The following is an 18895-nucleotide window of genomic DNA, read 5'->3' on the forward strand; positions in this document are numbered from 1 at the left end:
TTAACTAAGCTCCTCAAGTTTTGCTAAATCGCGAACAGCTCCTTTGTCTGCACTGGTTGCAAGTAACGCATAAGCTTTAAGTGCAGATGAAACATAACGGTCACGATCAAGTGGTTTATAAGCATCTTTACCGCGTGCAAGTTGCTTTTGTTTACGCGCTTCAAGCTCTTCATCAGACAGCGCTAAAGTGATTTCACGGGTTGCGATATCAATGATTATTTTATCGCCATTTTCAACATAAGCGATTGCACCACCACTTGCTGCTTCTGGTGAAACATGACCAATTGATAAACCCGATGTACCACCCGAGAAACGACCATCGGTGATAAGCGCACATTTTTCACCTAAGCCCACTGATTTTAAGTAACTCGTTGGATACAGCATTTCTTGCATGCCTGGGCCACCTTTTGGTCCTTCGTAGCGAATTACCACAACATCACCGGCTTTTACTTCACCGTTAAGAATGCCTTCAACCGAATCATCTTGTGATTCGTATACAACCGCAGGGCCTTCAAAGTGCAGCATTTCTTCAACTACACCAGCACTTTTAACAATACAGCCATCAAGAGCTAAGTTACCTGAAAGTACAGCTAAGCCACCATCTTGACGAAAGGCATTTTCAACACTGCGGATACAGCCGTTTTCACGGTCATTATCAAGTTCTGGCCAGCGGCACTCTTGGCTCATTGCTTTTGTCGTACGGATACCAGCAGGGCCTGCTTTATAGAATTTTTGCGCCACTTCATTATTCGGATCGGTGGCATCCCATTTAGTCACCATTTCGGCCATAGTGTGACCTGCTACGTGATCAACAGTTAAATCGACAAGGCCAGCCTTACCTAGTTCACGAATAATTGCCATCATGCCACCAGCACGATGCACATCTTCAATATGATATTTATTGGTTGCAGGCGCCACCTTACAAAGGAAAGGAGTTTTACGAGAAAGCTCATCGATGTGCGACATATCAAAATCAACACCCGCTTCTTGCGCTGCAGCTAATAAGTGTAAAACCGTATTTGATGAACCACCCATAGCAATATCAACTACCATTGCATTCATAAAGGCAGTGCGATTAGCAATAGCACGTGGTAATACTGCTGCATTATCTTTTTGATAATACTCACGGCATAAATCAACAATGCGCGCACCCGCTTCAACGTAAAGCTGTTTACGGTCTTTATGCGTAGCTAGTGTGGTACCGTTACCCGGCAGTGCTAAACCAATCGCTTCTAATAAGCAGTTCATTGAGTTGGCAGTAAACATGCCCGAACATGAACCACAAGTAGGACACGCTGAGCGCTCTACTTTTTCAGAGTCTTCATCGCTTACTGTGGTATCAGCGCCTTTTACCATGGCATCCACTAAATCAAGTTTAATGTCGATATCAGCTAGGCGTGTTTTACCCGCTTCCATTGGACCACCTGATACGAAAATAACCGGAATATTTAAACGCAGTGCTGCTAGCATCATCCCCGGGGTGATTTTGTCGCAGTTAGAAATACAGATCATGGCATCAGCACAGTGTGCATTAACCATGTATTCCACAGAGTCAGCAATTAAGTCACGCGATGGTAGTGAATAAAGCATGCCGCCGTGACCCATTGCGATACCATCGTCGATCGCAATAGTATTAAATTCTTTTGGTACACCACCGGCTTCGGTGATGGTTTCAGCCATTAGCTCACTAAGTTGGTTAAGGTGAACATGACCCGGTACAAACTGAGTATATGAGTTAACAACAGCGATAATTGGCTTACCGAAGTCTTTATCTGTCATCCCTGTTGCACGCCATAAAGCACGCGCCCCTGCACGTTTTCGACCTTCTGTTGTTGTTGCACTTCTTAATTTAGCCATAATTACCTCAGTTGTTGCAGTGGCATGCCACTGACTTCCTCATTCCTAATTTATTTCTCACTAAAGCATCAATCTGACTGCTCTAGTTACCTGTTGATTTTTACTAGATTGCTTGTTGTTGAAATTGGTTTTCAACATTGACGTGTTTCACATCAACCAATTTATTTAACTGTGATGTTAGTAGATAAATTGGCTTATCGCTGTCTACCGTCATAGTGACGTGAAACGCTTCATCTGCCATTTCTAAATTCATGGTTGTTAGGTCAAAGCCGCGATGACGTGCAACGCGTAAAAAGCGCTCTACAGCGACACTTTGATTCTTTAGCGCAATCGTTAGGGTGTGTTTCATTTTACTGTCTCCGTCATCATTTCATCATTGGCAGCACCCGGTGGTACAAGCGGCCATACATTTTCTTTATCATCTATGCAGGCATGCAGAATGTATGGACCTTCACTATTTACTAACGCATCAACTGCAGCATCGACTTCATCTGCTTTAGTGATGGTTTGACCTGGAATGCCAAACACCGCTGCTAACTGCACAAAATCAGGATTATCTGAAAGGTTTGTTTCAGAATAACGACCTTCAAAAAATAGCTGCTGCCATTGACGTACCATGCCTAAGCGCTGGTTATCTAGGATTAGAATTTTAACTGGCAGATTGTTACGGCGAATTGTTGCCAGTTCTTGAATGTTCATCATAATTGAGCCATCACCCGACACCGTGATCACAAAGTCATTTGGGCGCGCAACTTGGGCGCCGATAGCGGCCGGTAAACCAAAGCCCATGGTACCCGCCCCACCACTACTTAAGTGATTACTTGGGTGGCTAAACTTCATGTGTTGTGCCACCCACATTTGGTGCTGACCCACATCACAGCACACAACACCCGTTGATGGCATTTTTTGGCTTAGCTGGTTTAATAAATAAGGGGCAAATACTTTCTCGCCTGGATAGTCATAACGCCATGCATGTTCTTTCATCATGCTTTCGATGTGCGTTAACCACTCATCAGGCGTTACAAAACAATCAAGTTGCGGTAATGAGGTTTTTAAATCTGCGACTAATGATGCTTTTGCAGGCTTACGCTTACCAACCTCTGCCGCGTCGATATCAAGGTGTATCACTTTTGCTTTTGCGGCAAACTTGCTTAAATTGCCAGTAACACGGTCGTCAAAACGAGCACCGATACAAACCAAAACATCACACTCTTGCACTGCTAAGTTAGCCGCTTTACCACCATGCATACCTAGCATGCCAAGGTCATATTCATAATCAGGTAAGACGCTGCCTAGCGCTTTTAGAGTTGATACCGCAGGCATGTGAGTTTTTTCTAAAAACTGCATAAGCTCGTTTTGTGCATCAGCAGCCTGTACGCCACCACCGATATACGCCACAGGGCGCTGCGCTTCACTTAAGATTTGATTAGCTATCGCAACTTGGTTTGCGTCTAATTTTGGTAAATGATCTTCGGCGGCTAACCAAGGGTGAAATGGTACTTGCGCCATTTGGATGTCTTTTGGGATATCAACTAATACAGGACCTGGGCGGCCGCTTTGCGCTAGGTGGATGGCTTCTTGTAGTATTTCGGCTAAATCTTCAGCCCTTTCAACCATGTAACTATGTTTAGTACATGATAACGACATACCTAACACGTCCACTTCCTGAAAGGCGTCGGAGCCTATCGCTGCGGTAGGTACTTGCCCTGTGATTGCAAGTAACGGCACTGAATCCATCATCGCATCAGCAAGGGCTGTTATTAAGTTAGTCGCACCAGGGCCTGATGTTGCAAAGCACACACCTAACTTGCCTGTGCTGCGGGCAAAACCTACAGCTGCAAAACCCGCTCCTTGTTCATGACGCGTCAAATAATGTTTGACTGGCGCACCATACAAAGCGTCGTAAATAGGCATGATGGCACCACCTGGGTATCCAAAAACATCCTTAACGCCATGTTTGGCTAATAAATCGATTGTTAACTCTGCGCCTGTCATCGTAAATCCTCATTCCTCAGTGACATTGTGTATTTGCTGCGACTCAAACCTTAAACGAAAAAGCCCCCCGGACTGTTAAGTGCGGGGGGCTTTTTAAATGCTTCACTTTTCTCTAAGCACTAACTAGCCCCCGCGGTAATAATAATCACCACGACGTTAATTAGAATTAGAGAAAGTTTGTTTGTAAGCATTTATCTGTAACCAAATTCTGTTCATTTGTAGCGGAAATCTAGCCATCCCGCTGTCTTTTTCTATTAGTACCGCGCTGGGGCCTGTAAGTCAAGATAAAAATCAATTCAAAAAACAGGCTAAAAAGCAAAATTAAAGAAATAAATATTCAACAATTTCACATATGAAGATTTATATTTCACTATTTATTAAAAATTGAAATTTCATACCTCGTTATTTGCCATTATATGATTGATTAATTTTTAGCAATTAGATGTGATTTTTCTGCATAAAGCCGATTTAATTTAACGCCTCAAAGAAAAATTAGTTTAGTATTGAAAAAACCACGTTATGAAAAGGAAATTTATGAAATTCGTCCAGCGTATAAATGCCCTGTTTTTTATGGTGCTACTGCTTGGTTTTAGCCAATATACACTTGCAGAGCCGGGGTTATGGAAAGTAGAAAAAAACGGCGTTGCTTCTTATTTATTCGGTACCGTGCATGTTGGCGATAACAGCATGAAAGGCTTGCCAAGTAAGGTAACAAAAGCACTCGATAACTCAGATAAAGTCATTGTTGAGGTGGATATCAGCGCCATTTCACCAATTGAAATGCAGCGTCGCTCATTACCATTTATGATGCTGAAGAATGGCAAAACCTTACAATCAGAATTATCACCAGAAAACTATGCAAAACTGCAAAAGTACTTTGCTGATAAATCAATTGATATTGCAATGTTTAAGAATTTAGCACCATGGGCGGTGATGGTCACCATGATGCAGATGGAGTTCCAAAACGTTGGTTTTTCAGATCAATACGGCATCGACAAGCAAGTACTTGCTTACGCTCAAGAACATAAAATATCTGTTGGTGAACTAGAAACTCTTGAACGCCAAATGGAAATGTTTGAGCACTTAGCAATTATGAATGACAAGATGATCGAAGAAACATTCGAGCAACTTGCAGACGTAGATACCTACTTTTTTGGTCTTATCAAGGCTTGGAAATCGGGTGATATGAAAACACTTACGCAGTTTTACAATGAAAGCTTTGATGACTCTCAATATGGTCAACTAAGCGAGCAAGTGATGTTGATAGACCGTAACAACAATTGGGTTAATCAACTATCGACTCGTATCGGTAAAGAAAAGCTGTTCATTGCAGTGGGCGCTTTGCACTTACCAGAGCAACACGGTTTATTGAAGCAATTAACAGATAAAGGTTTTACCATTACCCGTATCTAAATGATTTCAATTATTAAAAAAGCGCCTTATGGCGCTTTTTTTGTGAAATCTGCCATCTCTAAATAATTGTTGATACCGGCTATTTTGTCACTCGCGTGGTGATTAACATACACCACGGTGCTGGTGCCTGCAGCACAGATTTTTTCTATTAGTAATAACACGCGTTGCCTATTCGCTTCATCTAGGCCTAAGCAAGGTTCATCAAGGATCAATAAATTAGGGTGTTTAACCATAGCCCGAGCAATCAACAATAAACGCTGATCACCAAAAGACAGCTGGCTAAATGAACTGCTTTGCTTGTCACTTAATCCTAATAACGCTAACCACTTTTTGGCTATGGCAAGTTGCTTATCGGTGGCTTTTTGGTAAAGACCAATGCTGTCATAAAAGCCCGAAACAACCGTATTGAGCGCAGTGATACTCACCCGATAATCCATATGTAGCGCGTTAGAAATATAACCAATGTGTTGTTTAATTTGCCAAATACTCTCACCGCTTCCGCGCTGGTAGCCAAACACCTTGATATCATTGTTGTAACACTGCGGGTTATCACCAGTGATAAGGTTCAGCAAACAAGTTTTACCTGAGCCATTTTTACCTGTTAACTGCCAATGTTCGCCTTGGTTAATTTGCCAGTTTAGTTTTTCAAAGATAGCCTCGCCGCCATAACTCACTGCTGCGTTATTGAGCCTAACCAGCATAGAATCTGTGAGCGGAGGCGCTTGATGGTCAATATCAGCATCAGGTATTTGTAACTGAGTATGAGTGAGATGCAATAGCTTGAGTAAATCATCGCGCTGCTCAGGTGAAGGCTTCGCTAATTGCTCTGTGACATGACCCTCTTTAACGTAGGCGTAATGATCAACAAAGTCAGGGATCTCAGTTAAGCGATTGAGCACAAAAATAAGGGTCGTTGTTTTGCTAAGCTCTGCGAGTAGCTGATTAAGCCCAGCCATTGCCATGACATCTAAGCCATCAAAAGGCTCATCAAGCACAAGTAAATCTGGTCGACCTATTATGGCTTGGATCAGCATCAGTTTGCGGGTTTCACCGGTCGATAAATCGCGAAATGCCTTGCTAAGTTTGTCACTAAAATCAAATAGGCTTATTAACTGCTGTAGCAAATCACTATCAAGCTGTTGCTCGTCTCGACCTGCAATAATTAACTCATAAACCGTACTCGAAGGCGTAACGCCATCAATAATATCATCTTGATCTTTAGTTAGCTCAGCCGCAAGGAGCTGCTTTTGGCTGTCTGGCGAAACCAATGCTATACGCTCAAAGCTATTCTCATACTGGCCTTTTTCTATTTTCGCAAAACCGGCAATGGCAGCTGCCACGGCCGATTTACCTGCCCCATTCGCACCAAGTAAAACCCATTGCTGCAATGACGAGACATTGATATTGAGATCATCTAAATAATAAACGTCATTGCCCAGCCCCTTTAGGCTAGCTTTAACATTAACCAACTGCACTTGTTGCACTTTGAATCCTCATTCTAAGTTACCGTTAGCTTGACGTTACCGTATTCGATAAAAAATTAAAAATCGTTTAAACCTTTTTTGAACACAGCTGCGACTAAGGTATAAAAGGTCATCAACAGGAAACAGACAATGAAAAAATTACTTTGTGTAGCAGCTATAGGCTTAGCACTAACAACAACATACGCAATGGCAAAAGACTCACGTGAACTAAATCACAACTTTGCTGTGAGTGGCGCAAGCCAGCTTGATATTGATTTTCCGGTGGGCAGCTTAGAAGTCGAAAGCTATGACGGTAGCGAAGTCGTCGTTACAGTTCGCATTGAACCAAAAAATGACAATAGCTGGTTCAGCTCTGATGTCGATTTATCAGATATTGAATTAAGCCACTCGCAAAGTGCCAGCTCACTTAGCTTAAAACTAGATAATGACGACATTCAACAAAACTGGCATGTAAAAATGCCTAAATCGATGGCAATTGATGTTGAACTTGGTGTTGGCGATATTGAAATTAACGACGCAAGTAATTCAGTTGAGATTGAGCTTGGTGTGGGCGCGGTAAGAATTGATAGCGCGCTTGATGACTACAAACGTATCGAGCTTGATACAGGTGTGGGCGACACTAAAATACGTGGCTTAAAAAATGACGGTAACACTAGCCGTAAAGTGGTTAGCTCGCATTCAAGCTATCGTGGCAATGGCCAATACGATATTGAAGTCGAAGTGGGTGTTGGCGACATTAAAGTAACAAACTAATTTAACGCTTTGGTTATCCCTGTGAGCTCTCAGTAAATAAAATGCTGAGAGCTTTTTGCACTGAATCCAGCGTGATCGGTTTGTAAACGTGCAAGTTTGCTCCAAGTTCGTATACTCGTTGTAAATCATCATTCGATGTATTGGCTGTCACCACCAAAATTGGCACCTGCTGCCCCTGCTCATTACGAATAATATCAATCGCTTTAAAGCCATCCATAACTGGCATATTTAAATCCATAAAAATTAAATCGTAATGCTTATCTGACGCTTTATCTGTGGCAATTAAACCATTTTCCGCCACATCAAAGCTGTAATTTAAATGGCTAACCATGCGCCCTAAAATGGTGGCGTTGAGTGGGTTATCTTCCACAATTAAACAATGTAATGCTTGCGGCAGCGGCGCTGGCATTGCTGATTTAGGCGTGCTTTCTAGTTCTAAATTAATTAACACTTTCACACCTTGTGGCTCAGCATTAAGAAATTGGATTTCTCCTTTTAATGCTTTCACAATGTGCATAACTCTAAGCAGTCCCGTTTTTAAGCCTTGAAAGTGTTGCTCTGAGTCATTTTCGTAGCTAAGTAAATCTGTCGGCGGCTTTTCAAAGCCTTTACCGTTATCTTGTATTTCCATTACAAAGTGCTGCTCACCTTGGCATGCAGCGGTTACGGCAATACGGCCTTGGCTTGGAGTAAATTTAACGGCATTGTTAATGATTTCAGCAACGATTTGCGTCAACCTTGCATGGTCAGTGCTCACCTCTTTATCGAGTGAGTCAGCTAAGTTCACGCTCAAGGTAATACCTTTATCGTTACAGGCATATTCATAGGGTGAGATAGCTTGCTTTAATGTTGATAACAAATTGCTGCTAGTAAAACTTAACTGCCATTCACCCGAGGTTAGCTGCTGTAAATCCATTAATTCGTCGAGCATGGCCACTAGCCTATTAACGCAATAAAGCGCCTGCTGTTTAGTCAGCTGCTGACTGTCGCTGATATCAAGCGCTTCGATGGATGCGGTTAAACCTTGCAATGGTGTTCTAAATTCATGACTAGTACGGGCAATAAAGCGCTCTTTATTTTTATTAACACGCTCAGCGAACTCTTTTTGTTCTTTGTACTTAGCAATATTTTTAGTGACCAGTTTCTCCATAGGTTTAAAAATGAAAAATAGCTCAAGTGCTAATAACGTCATGGCGAGCAACCAAAACAATAACTCTAGCACCGCCAAAAACGTGACTTTCTGAACTGATTTTTGCTCGAGTAACTTAACCGCTTGGTCTAGCTTTGTGAGCAGTGCTTCAAGCTGATTGCTAACAAATGTTGAGCGGTCCACATAGGCAAAATCATCGGTATTGTTTAATAGCTGCTGTGCTTTACTCACATAGCGCTTTACATGTTCATCTAACGCGGTCGGCGGCGAGAAATAATGGGCCTCAAGCGCCTCATTTAAATGAATATAGTGACCTTGCTCATCTTGCTGAATTAAAAATTGATGCCCTGCAATAAATTGCTCAACCGCTTGTTGCAATAGCCTTCGGTGTTGCTGTTGAAAATGATCGGATTCATGATAAATGAGTGCATTGCCATACAAGGCAATTTTTTGTGACAGCATACGTTGTTTACCGGCAATATTGATGACCTTGGCATCACCCTTTTGGATATACAAAAGGCTCTGTATCAAGATAGCTGATACAGAGACCAATATGGCAATCGCCAATAACCCCCAGCGATATCTTTTTCGGATATCTGTGACTAGCTGCAACATGCTTTACTCATTATTTTTTAAAATAATTATAGTTCATAGAATACAAGAAAGCCCACTTGAAGTGGGCTTTAAACATGATAGTTAACAGAAATTTATCGATTTTCGAGTCGGTTATAGTCAAATAACCCAAATTCAACGCCGCGATACTCTTTCGCTACACGGTGTAAAATATCGCTGTATTGCCAAAACTGTGGATGTGTTCGGCGAATAGCAAACTCACTTTTCAGATCTCTGTAAGCTACTTCATCTGTTGCTTTAGCAAGCCCAGCTACAAAAGCTGCAACTTGCTGATCATTGTGCAAGTACCAAATGGCTTCTGGGTAATCACCTATAAACCCAGGCACAATCGTTACTGTATCTTCGTCATAAGCTCGTTGCCCTTCTTCATTCAATAAGCTCGAAATATTGTAATGAGCATTATGGTGGATCAGGGTATAGGCCTTGTGCTTATCATCGCCATCTTTGACTAACACAAACGAAATTTGCGGTAGCAAGTTCACAGCTTTAACCGGAAGGTTGTTAATTTTAGCAAGCGGCTCAGGTACTTTCGTATAGTCGTAACGAGGGCTCAATATTGGCTTCAGTTTCGCTTTTAGCATATTGAACAACTCAGACTGCGGATCCATTGTTTTGTATTCAATACCCGTAGGTTGACTAAATGACAATTCATCCTCAAAGAAGCTCGTTAAGCTAGGTGGCGATTTACGATACCACTGGGCTTTAATTTCTTTGCGCTTAGCTTCTGGTAATAATGCAAGGTAGTTTGCTTCACCTTCTAAGCGTAAAAAGTCCATGTACAAACGAGTTAATAACTGATGACCAATGTTGCCATAAACATCAAAACCCGCCACCAGCAAGTAATGAATACGTTCAAATAGTGCGTAGTCGAGTATCCAGGCGGTTTTTGGTTGCTGGCCTATCCAGCCTTTTACAACTGTTGCGCTATCAAAGTGGCGGAACACTGTAAGTGCTGCATTTTGGTTATGGCCATCACCCTGCCAAAGTAAATCGGTTGTTAGGTGCTGACCGTTCTCAAACATCTTATTAGCCAGTGCAACTTTGGCTGACAAATATTTGTTTTGGCGTTTTGAATACTTCACCCAACTAGAAATCGGCAAGGCATTGCTTTCTTCTTCAGCTGGTAATGCTAAGGCATCTTCATGTTGTAACAACAATTCACCCACTTTAGGTGTCGCCGCCATTTCAGGTTTAGCAAACCCCACCCAGAACTGGTCGTTTATCACGTTTAACGCGATTTGACCTCTACAAACAGGCCCTTTAATAAAGCCCATAATAATAAGCTCAGCTTCATCAAGCATAAACTGATAACGTGAGTTGACTGGGATTGCAGCAAAGGCTTTAAATGGGTTTGATGCCACTTCTGGTTTATAGCTTGGCAGTTTATTTACTTGATAATCAGCTTCAATAAATTGCGAATGGATGCGTGCAAGCTTTTCGTCATTTAATGCTAAAGGTAAATGTGTTTTCGCTAAAATAGTCGAGCGGTCATGCATTAAACGGTAGTAAACACGCTCAACTTTAGGGTCTTCATAAGGGCGACGGGTGCTAATGTGTTTGATCTCTTCACCCGGCGGAGTCGAAGAGCGAACTAGCTTAAAGTAGCTGTGTTTATCGCCATGCTCAGGGAAGTAAATATGCGCTAAATACCAGTGCTCATAAATATAGCGAGCAGCCAACTGATGCTTTAAACCATCTTGATTTAAAAATGCTTCCCAACGTTCGACTTGTTTGAGTACACCCTTTTCAGGAGGCTCGATATGAGCTAAATAACCGCCTTTTCGGAGCCACTTAGCAAGGTTCTGAAACTCTTCACTCGAGATACCCGGTAAACCATAAGGCATACCACTATGCGGGCTATCTTTAGCAAATGAGTCAAACTCATTCATTGTGGTACATGTTTGCTCACGGTCGAGTGAAAAATCAAACTCATCGCCTAAAATTGCTTGTTTAGGCAGTGGGCTGCTTTGCTTAAGTACTAAGGCATTATAAAGCACACTACCGGCAAGGTTCGCTTCTTCGGTTTGAGCTCGCTCATTAAGTACTGGGGTAAAGCCTTTTTCACGCCACTGAGCGGTACTTGTCGCATCAAACAGCAAGCGGCTTGGCTCTTGCGCTAGTAAACGTGTGCCGTCATAAACTCGCTCTTTACTTAAGCCGCGGTCGATACCTTCCACAGAAGATAACTTAAGCTGACACGGTGCATCATAGCAGCCATGACAAACCACACAACGAGTGTCGAGTACAGGCTTTACATCACTTAAAAACTCAGCACCTTCAAGTGTTGATGCTGCAACCACGCGCTGTTGTGGTTGTTCTTTACCAAACAGTTCATCGTAATGAGCGGCACCTAAATATGCACAGCCACTTAATAGAATAAGGCCAAATACGGTGGTGAGGAGTTTTCTCATCCTTCCTCCTCGATATCTTCAACGTCATCACCTAAATCAAAGGTTGGCATCATATCGACTTGCGGCGATACAAAGGTTTGGTCGTTGTCGCAACTAAGCATAGCGCTCAATAATGGCCCACGAACGAGTGTCAGCTGCGCATCATGCTCACCATCAATCAATGCTTGATAGTCATCATTTAACGCTTCAAGACGATATTCATTAATGGCAATTGCCACACTGCTATCAACAGCTGGATTTTGGCAAAGCTGCACGAGTAACTCTTCGCTTAGCGTTACATGTAATAGTAAATCTGGAGATTCGATATCGCGGCTGTGAAGGTTCTCATCGAAATAAAAAAGAGGAAGGGTTAAATCGCTATTTTGCTCTAATTCCATGTGCTGCTCTCTACATCAAAATGACTTTTAATTGTACGAGTATAGCAAACTATAAGTTCAATAATTAGCGAAACTTATCAGCCGTTAGCAGCTTTTTAGCTGCTAACTAATCGAATTATAAAAACAGTGAAAAATGCATTACCAAGGTAGCGTTTCGCCGTTTGAATGCCAAAACCCACCTGTGTTGCTAAGGTTTAATTCGTCAATCCGCTTGATGAGCCGCTCTGCGGCAGTTTCAGGGCTAATGTCGCCAGCAAAATTAACCATTTGCGTTTGTACAAAGCCTGGGTGGAATAACCCTACGGCAATTTTTTTATCTTTTAGCTCATGGGCTAAACTAACACTGGCAGCATTAAGTGCCGCTTTTGACATACGATAGCCAATGTAACCGCCCGAGCCATTATCTGCAATTGAGCCCATACGTGATGTGATCATCGCTACTTTGGCATCAATACCTAAGCTTTGCTGTAATGCATGAGTAATACGAATAGGTGCAATACTGTTCACGCTGATTTGTTTTTCGATGGCAGCAAAGTCCATGTCAGCTAATGTTTCGTTATGAAAAATACCGGCGTTGTTAACTAAAATATCAATTTTGTCGCCGTGTAAGTAATTGGCAAGGGTTGCAACATCATCGGCGTTAGATACATCAATGTCGCTAATAATTTTCACATCGAGTGCTTGAAGCTCCTCACTTGGCGTGCGAACCACTGCGGTAACACGGTAACCTTGGGCTGAATACTGTTTACAAAAATTAAGACCAATACCTTTATTGGCCCCCGTAACCACCACATGCTTAATCATCAATCTGCTCCTTAGTAGGCTTTTCTATACCCAAACCACCTCAAGGTGCGAGTTTGTGCATTTTGAGGTGGCCTAGATATATATACCTTGGGACAGATTGGCAAAAACCAAGGGCTTAAGTTAATTCATCAATGGTTGATTTAAGTATAGAAAATACGGCCCCTTGTGGATCGGTAATCACACTAAAGCGCCCAACATCTGGAATGTCTGTTGCTGGCACACAAATAGCGCCATTAAGCTGCGTTGCTTTAGCGACTGCCTGATCGCAATCTGCTACCGCAAAATACGGCATCCAGTGGGGTGGAATATCATCGGGCCATTCATTGGTCATTTCAAGCATGCCTGCAATCGGTTGCTCATCGATGGTAAATAAGGTGTAGTCCATGCCCTCCATTGGTTTCACCTCAAACTGCCATCCGAATAACTGACAATAAAAGTCGCGACTTTTTTGCATGTCTTTCGACACAAGCTCAAACCAGTAAGGCAGGTTAAGCTCTTGTACTCGTTTAGCCCCAATATGCTCACCGGCTTGCCACAAGGCAAATGTTGCACCGCCTGGTTCTTGCAGCATCACCATGCGACCCGCGGTCATGACATCATGTGGCCCTGCCAAAACCGTTGCCCCCAATGATTTTGCCAGCTCAGTGCTTTGGTCAACATCATCAACAGCAATATATAATAACCAATGGGTTGGCATCTCGCCCATACTTGCTGGCAGTTGATACATAGCGGCAATATCATCACCTTGTTTTTTCAGCATGGTGTAATACATATCTTCGCCTATCGGCTGGTCATCAAAGCCCCAGTCAAAAAGTTGCGTATAAAACTGCTTTGCAGCTTGCCAGTCTTTCGCGCATAACTCGGCCCAGCAGAAAGTACCTGCGGGGTGTTTTGTATTTATTTTTGTCATGGCTGTTCCTCCTTGGTTAAACTTAAGCAACAATGGCACAATTTACCAATCAAACCAGACAATAGTTGTGACACTTCGTTGAAGTAAGTAGTTTTGCCTTAGCTAAACAGACAATGAACAGCTCTAGCTAACGCTGAGTTACAGAGACAAAAATGCCGCTAAAAAAGCGGCATTTTAATAACTAATTAGTGATGATGGGCATGCTCACCTTTGAGCTGATTACCTTGCGCATCATAAAAACCGCTCGCGCCATGCTCAACAAACCCTAAGTTGATCATTTTAGCTAAAAATGGATCGCTTTCATTATCACCGATATCTGCGTAATCGGTCGTTTGATAGTTATCCCATTTCGCAAATTCTGCCTGAATCTTTTGCTGGTTGTGATGACTGGCTGTTAAAGCAATTTCACGGCTATAAGTTGGTGTTGAAATACGAATTGCTTTGAGTAACTTTTGATTGGCAAGCCAGCTTAGCTCTATTTTGCTATCACCCTGCTGTTGTGTGTAATATTCTGTTAGTTCACAGCCTTCACCCATGCTTTTTTGGTGCGTCATTGACGCTAAAAACTTATCGCTTACTAACTGATATTTGCTACTCCAATCTTGCTCACCTTGCACTTCCGATGGTTGATACTCAATACCACGCTGGGCATGCTGAAAATAACGAATTGGGCGAATTTGTTGATTGCGCAACTGTTGCCATAATTCAATAAACTGTGGATTCTGCTTAGCCACCTGGTGAGGCGTACGCCAAAGGGTAAAGGTGTTTTCAGTATGCTGCTTATTAGCAACTATATCTGTTGTGACCGTATAGTCTGCTTGCGTAAAACCGGTGTTCATATCGCATTGCCCTGCAACAGCAAGTGGGCTAAGTAATGAGGCAAGTAAGATGGCTGCTTTCACGGGATTCTCTTTTTTGTCTTGGTTTTCAGTATAACTAATTGAGTAAGGGAGGCTCAGAGCCTCCCAAGCACTTATTACTGTGCTAATTTAGCATCGGCTTGTTTAACAAGGTCAGCGGCATAATCCATAACATGGAAAATAAGGCTTTGCTCATTAGTGCCTGTTACTAAATGTGCACCTGGGCCTACTGCATACACACCTACATCTTCTGCTGCGTGTGTTTCAGATCCCAGTGGTACGACGGCTTCTTGGTGGAAACCAGGTGTTGTTGTGTCAACATCAGTTAGATCTACACGACCCGTTACCGGCGCAAAGTTATAGCCTGCATCAGCATCAGTCTCATCACCTAAGTTGCGGAAACCACCACCATTGGTATAACCAACTGTTGTGTATGGCATGTTATCTGCTGCAAGTGATGGTTCATCACTACCCACAGGTACCACTTTACCTAAGATTGGGTTACCACGTTTTGGGTAGCCTGCAATAGTAAATACGTGGCTGTGGTCAGCTGTAACTATAATTAGCGTGTCTTCAATGCTGGTTTTATCAAGAGCAACTTGGACTGCTTTTGAAAGCGCAACTGTGTCGCTTAGTGCATTGTAAGCATTACCCGCGTGGTGCCCGTGGTCAATACGGCCAGCTTCAACTGTTAGCATGAAACCATTGGCGTTGTTATCTAATACATCGATTGCTTTAGCTGTCATTTCAGCAAGTGAAGGCTCGCCCGCTACATCGTTTGCGCGATCTGCTTCGTATTGCATATGTGATTCATTAAATAAACCAAATACGCGCTCTGTTGACTCTGCATCGATTGCATCAAAACCAGCTTGGTCCATCACATATTGACCTGCTGGGTATTTAGCTTTCCATTCAGCTGTTAGGTCGCGACCATCTGTACGGTCACCTTCTACAGCGCTCACAGCATCAGCAGAATTAAAAGCAGCGTCTTTCGGTAAGAAATGCCGACGACCACCGCCCATGACAACTTCTAAACCATCAACATCCAAGCCTTCGTAGCGTGCTTCTAGGTTTGCTTCAAAGTTAACTAACTGCGATGCAATATCTTCACAGCCAGCGGTAACTGCCGCTTCTGGCATATCTGATACGTCTTCCCAGTTACGGTCAGCCGATTTTGCATACGTTGCTGCAGGCGTTGCGTGAGTGATACGCGCTGTCGAAACAATACCAGTCGACTTACCGGCAATCTCAGCAAGCTCAGTGGCTGTAACTAGTTCATTACCTGCAACCGTTGCACAGTTACCACGCTCGATGTCCTCATCAACACCGATAACGCCAGCATCCGTTTTTACGCCCGATGCCATTGCTGTCATCGTACCCGCAGAATCAGGTGTTTGCGCATCAACGTTATAGGTTTTAGCAAACCCTGAGAATGGTAGTGTTTCAAAGCTAAGCTGATGCTCTTCACCTAACTTACCTTCAAGCTGACCGGCCATGATACGTGCTGCCGTCACGGTTGAAATACCCATGCCGTCACCAACAAACAGAATCACGTTTTTCGCTTTACCTGACTCTTTTACAACGGCAGCAATGTTTTCTTCGCTAGTAGCGACTTTAACTTGTGCTGACTTGAACCATTCATTATCAGTTAACGGCGCTAATTGCGATGCCGTTAACGACGTTGCTGGTGCATTACATGCAACGGTTGTGTCCGTGACTTCTGCTAAGTCTAGCTCACCGTTATCGTTACTATCTTCACCTGTTAGGGTTTCTGTACCACCGTTTACACACTGCTCAGAACCAACAGCTAATGTATTTTCAACGGTTAATGTTTTTGGTGAGTTGTCATCATCATCAGAACAACCCGCTAATGCCACTACTACAGCAAGAGAAATTAAATTTAGTTTTTTCATCGTCGTCGCCATTATTCTTCAATTAGTTCTAGAGCTTGGTTAATGATGTGGAAAATTACGTTTTGCTCCACAACGCCTTGTGCTAGTTGCGCACCTGGACCTTTTGCATGAAGTGAAATATCTTCACCCGCATGAGTCTCAGAACCTAATGGCACGGTAGCTTCTTGGTGATAACCAGGCATCGTCGTATCAACACCCGTTAAATCAACACGACCTGCAAATGCCGCTTCGCTATATGATGCATCTGCATCAGTTTCATCACCTAAATCGCGAAAACCTAAACCATTTGCATAACCGACTGTGGTGTACGGCATACCATCTGCCGCAAGGCTTGGCTCTTCGCTACCAATGGCAACCACTTGACCTAAGATTGGATTACCGCGCTTTGGATAACCCGCGATAGTAAATACGTGGCTGTGGTCAGCAGTAACAAGAATAAGTGTTTCTTCTGGGTTGGTGTTCTCTACTGCTGTTTGCACTGCTTTGGCAAATTCAACGGTATCGTTTAACGCGTTATAAGCATTGCCCGCATGGTGGCCATGATCGATACGACCAGACTCAACGGTTAAGAAAAAGCCTTTTTCATTGCTCTTTAAGATGTCGATCGCTTTACCTGTCATTTCAGATAATGACGGCTCACCCGCGACATCGTTAGCGCGATCTGCTTCGTATTGCATGTGTGATTCGTTAAATAATGCAAATACACGTTTGCTGTCAGCATTTAGCGTATCGAAGCCAGCTTGGTCCATAACGTACTTACCATCAGGGTACATTTCTTGCCATTCAGCAGTTAGGTCTCGCTCATCAGTACGGTCACCTTCTACTTCACTGACTGCATCAGCTGAATTGAACGCTGCATCTTTCGGTAAGAAGTGACGACGACCACCGCCCATCACAACTTCAAGACCATCAACGTCAGTGCCTACGAAGCGTGCTTCTAGATTCTTTTCGAAATTAACAAGTTGTGAGGCGATATCTTCACAACCGGCTTCTACAGCATCAGCTGGCATGTCTGACACGTCTTCCCAGTTACGGTCAGCCGATTTTGCATAGGTTGCAGCTGGTGTTGCGTGAGTAATACGTGCCGTTGAGATAACACCTGTTGCTAGACCTTTAATTTCTGCCAGCTCTGTTGCGGTAATTAACTCATTACCCGCAACAGTTGCACACTCGCCACGCTCGATATTTTCGTTTACACCAATTACACCTACATCGGTTTTAACGCCTGAAATAATTGCTGTCATTGTGCCTGCAGAGTCAGGTGTTTGCGCATCAACGTTATAGGTTTTGATCTGCGCTGAATAAGGGAATTCTTCAAAGCTTAGTAAGCCTTCTTCGCCTAACTTGCCTTCCATTTGTCCCGCCATGATACGCGATGCAGTCAGCGTTGAGATACCCATACCATCGCCAACAAATAAAATGACATTTTTAGCTTTAAATGTTTGCTCAGCCTGAGCCGCCGCCTCTTTTTCTGTTAATTTTGTTTCAGCAGCACTATACCAATCATTTTGTTTTTGACTGTCTGGTAACACACCTGCATTGGCCGTCGCTGACAATGCCAACGTTAAACCAATTGCAGTAGCAATTTTATTAATTTTCATCGTTACGTTCCGTTAGTACGTTATTTTAAGAATTTGAGTGCTAACTAAACTGCACTTGGATAATTAGCGCAGCCATACTAAGAAGGCATTGTTACTAAAAAAGTGAGTTTTCATGACGAAATGATGAAACAAAAACGACTTTAGATATAAGTAAGTATTTAGTTTTAGGGGGAAATAATAGGGTTAGGTGCGAGGGGTGAGTTGCGAGGGTAAAGGCTCTTGGTTCTAGGTCAAGCATAACCTTGGGAGTGCTTTAAGGTGGTTTGGGTTTACCAAAGAAAAGGTTTACATGGTTGTGTTGGGTTTCGCTGCGTTCAAACTAACCTACCCGAATAATGAGCAGGGCAAATGCTGAGTGAGACACCACACAAACCAACCCCACCAATCTAATCTGACGTCTGAAAGCTGACAGCTGATAGCTTTTCTACAGACATTAAAAAAGGCCGCCTAGGCGACCTTTTTATAAGCTGTGAAGCTCTACCTGTTGATATTACTCAACGATAGTTGCAACAACACCAGCACCAACTGTACGGCCACCTTCACGGATAGCGAAGCGTAAACCTTCGTCCATCGCGATTGGGCAGATTAGTTCTACAGTCATCTTGATGTTATCACCAGGCATTACCATTTCAACGCCGTCTGGTAACTGTACGTCACCTGTTACGTCAGTTGTACGGAAGTAGAACTGTGGACGGTAACCTTTGAAGAATGGAGTGTGACGACCACCTTCATCT

Annotated in this window: 14 protein-coding genes and 1 pseudogene; 2 read left to right on the plus strand and 13 right to left on the minus strand. The window is 43.1% G+C overall.

Annotated elements, in window-relative coordinates; translation table 11 throughout:
• From ilvD to ilvG, 3 genes are all read right to left on the minus strand, one after another.
• Positions 1–1857, minus strand: a complete 1857-nt coding sequence (gene ilvD / locus NFU46_RS09150; protein WP_175080896.1) for a dihydroxy-acid dehydratase — start codon at positions 1855–1857, stop codon at positions 1–3.
• A 103-nt stretch (positions 1858–1960) separates the two neighbouring features.
• Entirely contained in the window at positions 1961–2206 is a 246-nt protein-coding gene (gene ilvM / locus NFU46_RS09155; RefSeq protein ID WP_054554110.1) for an acetolactate synthase 2 small subunit, read from the minus strand.
• The gene (gene ilvG, locus NFU46_RS09160; protein WP_058585968.1) at positions 2203–3852 is read right to left on the minus strand and encodes an acetolactate synthase 2 catalytic subunit; all 1650 of its coding nucleotides are present in this window, start codon (positions 3850–3852) and stop codon (positions 2203–2205) included. Before ilvG ends, ilvM begins: the two co-directional genes overlap by 4 nt.
• Before the next feature lie 534 nt (positions 3853–4386).
• On the opposite strand from ilvG, the gene NFU46_RS09165 reads away from it, so the two are divergent.
• Positions 4387–5265, plus strand: a complete 879-nt coding sequence (locus NFU46_RS09165; RefSeq protein ID WP_251601273.1) for a TraB/GumN family protein — start codon at positions 4387–4389, stop codon at positions 5263–5265.
• Positions 5266–5291: 26 nt separating this feature from the next.
• Here the strand turns inward: NFU46_RS09165 and modF are convergent, their stop codons facing one another.
• Positions 5292–6749: a molybdate ABC transporter ATP-binding protein ModF gene (gene modF / locus NFU46_RS09170; protein ID WP_251601275.1), complete on the minus strand. Its 1458-nt coding sequence runs from the start codon at positions 6747–6749 to the stop codon at positions 5292–5294.
• Positions 6750–6878: 129 nt separating this feature from the next.
• On the opposite strand from modF, the gene NFU46_RS09175 reads away from it, so the two are divergent.
• On the plus strand, positions 6879–7502 hold the full coding sequence (locus tag NFU46_RS09175; protein ID WP_062566584.1) for a hypothetical protein: 624 nt from the start codon (positions 6879–6881) through the stop codon (positions 7500–7502).
• Positions 7503–7515: 13 nt separating this feature from the next.
• Here NFU46_RS09175 and NFU46_RS09180 read toward each other — a convergent pair whose 3' ends face one another.
• The 9 genes and pseudogenes from NFU46_RS09180 to NFU46_RS09220 all read right to left on the minus strand — a co-directional run.
• A complete protein-coding gene (locus NFU46_RS09180; RefSeq protein ID WP_251601277.1) occupies positions 7516–9267 on the minus strand; it encodes a response regulator in 1752 nt (583 codons plus the stop codon).
• Between the two features lie 92 nt (positions 9268–9359).
• Entirely contained in the window at positions 9360–11696 is a 2337-nt protein-coding gene (locus NFU46_RS09185) for a fatty acid cis/trans isomerase (protein ID WP_251601279.1), read from the minus strand.
• Entirely contained in the window at positions 11693–12073 is a 381-nt protein-coding gene (locus NFU46_RS09190) for a hypothetical protein (protein ID WP_251601281.1), read from the minus strand. Before NFU46_RS09190 ends, NFU46_RS09185 begins: the two co-directional genes overlap by 4 nt.
• Positions 12074–12211: 138 nt before the next feature.
• Positions 12212–12877 carry an SDR family oxidoreductase gene (locus NFU46_RS09195; RefSeq protein ID WP_251601283.1) on the minus strand — a complete coding sequence of 222 codons (666 nt, stop codon included), beginning with the start codon at positions 12875–12877 and terminating at the stop codon, positions 12212–12214.
• Positions 12878–12992: 115 nt separating this feature from the next.
• Positions 12993–13787, minus strand: coding sequence for a VOC family protein (locus NFU46_RS09200; RefSeq protein ID WP_251601285.1), 795 nt, complete (start codon positions 13785–13787; stop codon positions 12993–12995).
• 185 nt (positions 13788–13972) lie between these two features.
• Complete coding sequence (locus NFU46_RS09205; protein WP_251601287.1) at positions 13973–14689, minus strand: hypothetical protein; 717 nt, start codon at positions 14687–14689, stop codon at positions 13973–13975.
• 74 nt (positions 14690–14763) lie between these two features.
• On the minus strand, positions 14764–16560 hold the full coding sequence (locus NFU46_RS09210) for an alkaline phosphatase (RefSeq protein ID WP_251601289.1): 1797 nt from the start codon (positions 16558–16560) through the stop codon (positions 14764–14766).
• An 11-nt stretch (positions 16561–16571) separates the two neighbouring features.
• Entirely contained in the window at positions 16572–18161 is a 1590-nt protein-coding gene (locus NFU46_RS09215; protein ID WP_251601291.1) for an alkaline phosphatase, read from the minus strand.
• A gap of 490 nt (positions 18162–18651) precedes the next feature.
• A pseudogene (locus tag NFU46_RS09220) lies at positions 18652–18895 on the minus strand (elongation factor Tu); the annotation flags it as partial.

The organism is Pseudoalteromonas sp. NCCP-2140, assembly GCF_023708065.1.
Taxonomy (GTDB): domain Bacteria; phylum Pseudomonadota; class Gammaproteobacteria; order Enterobacterales; family Alteromonadaceae; genus Pseudoalteromonas.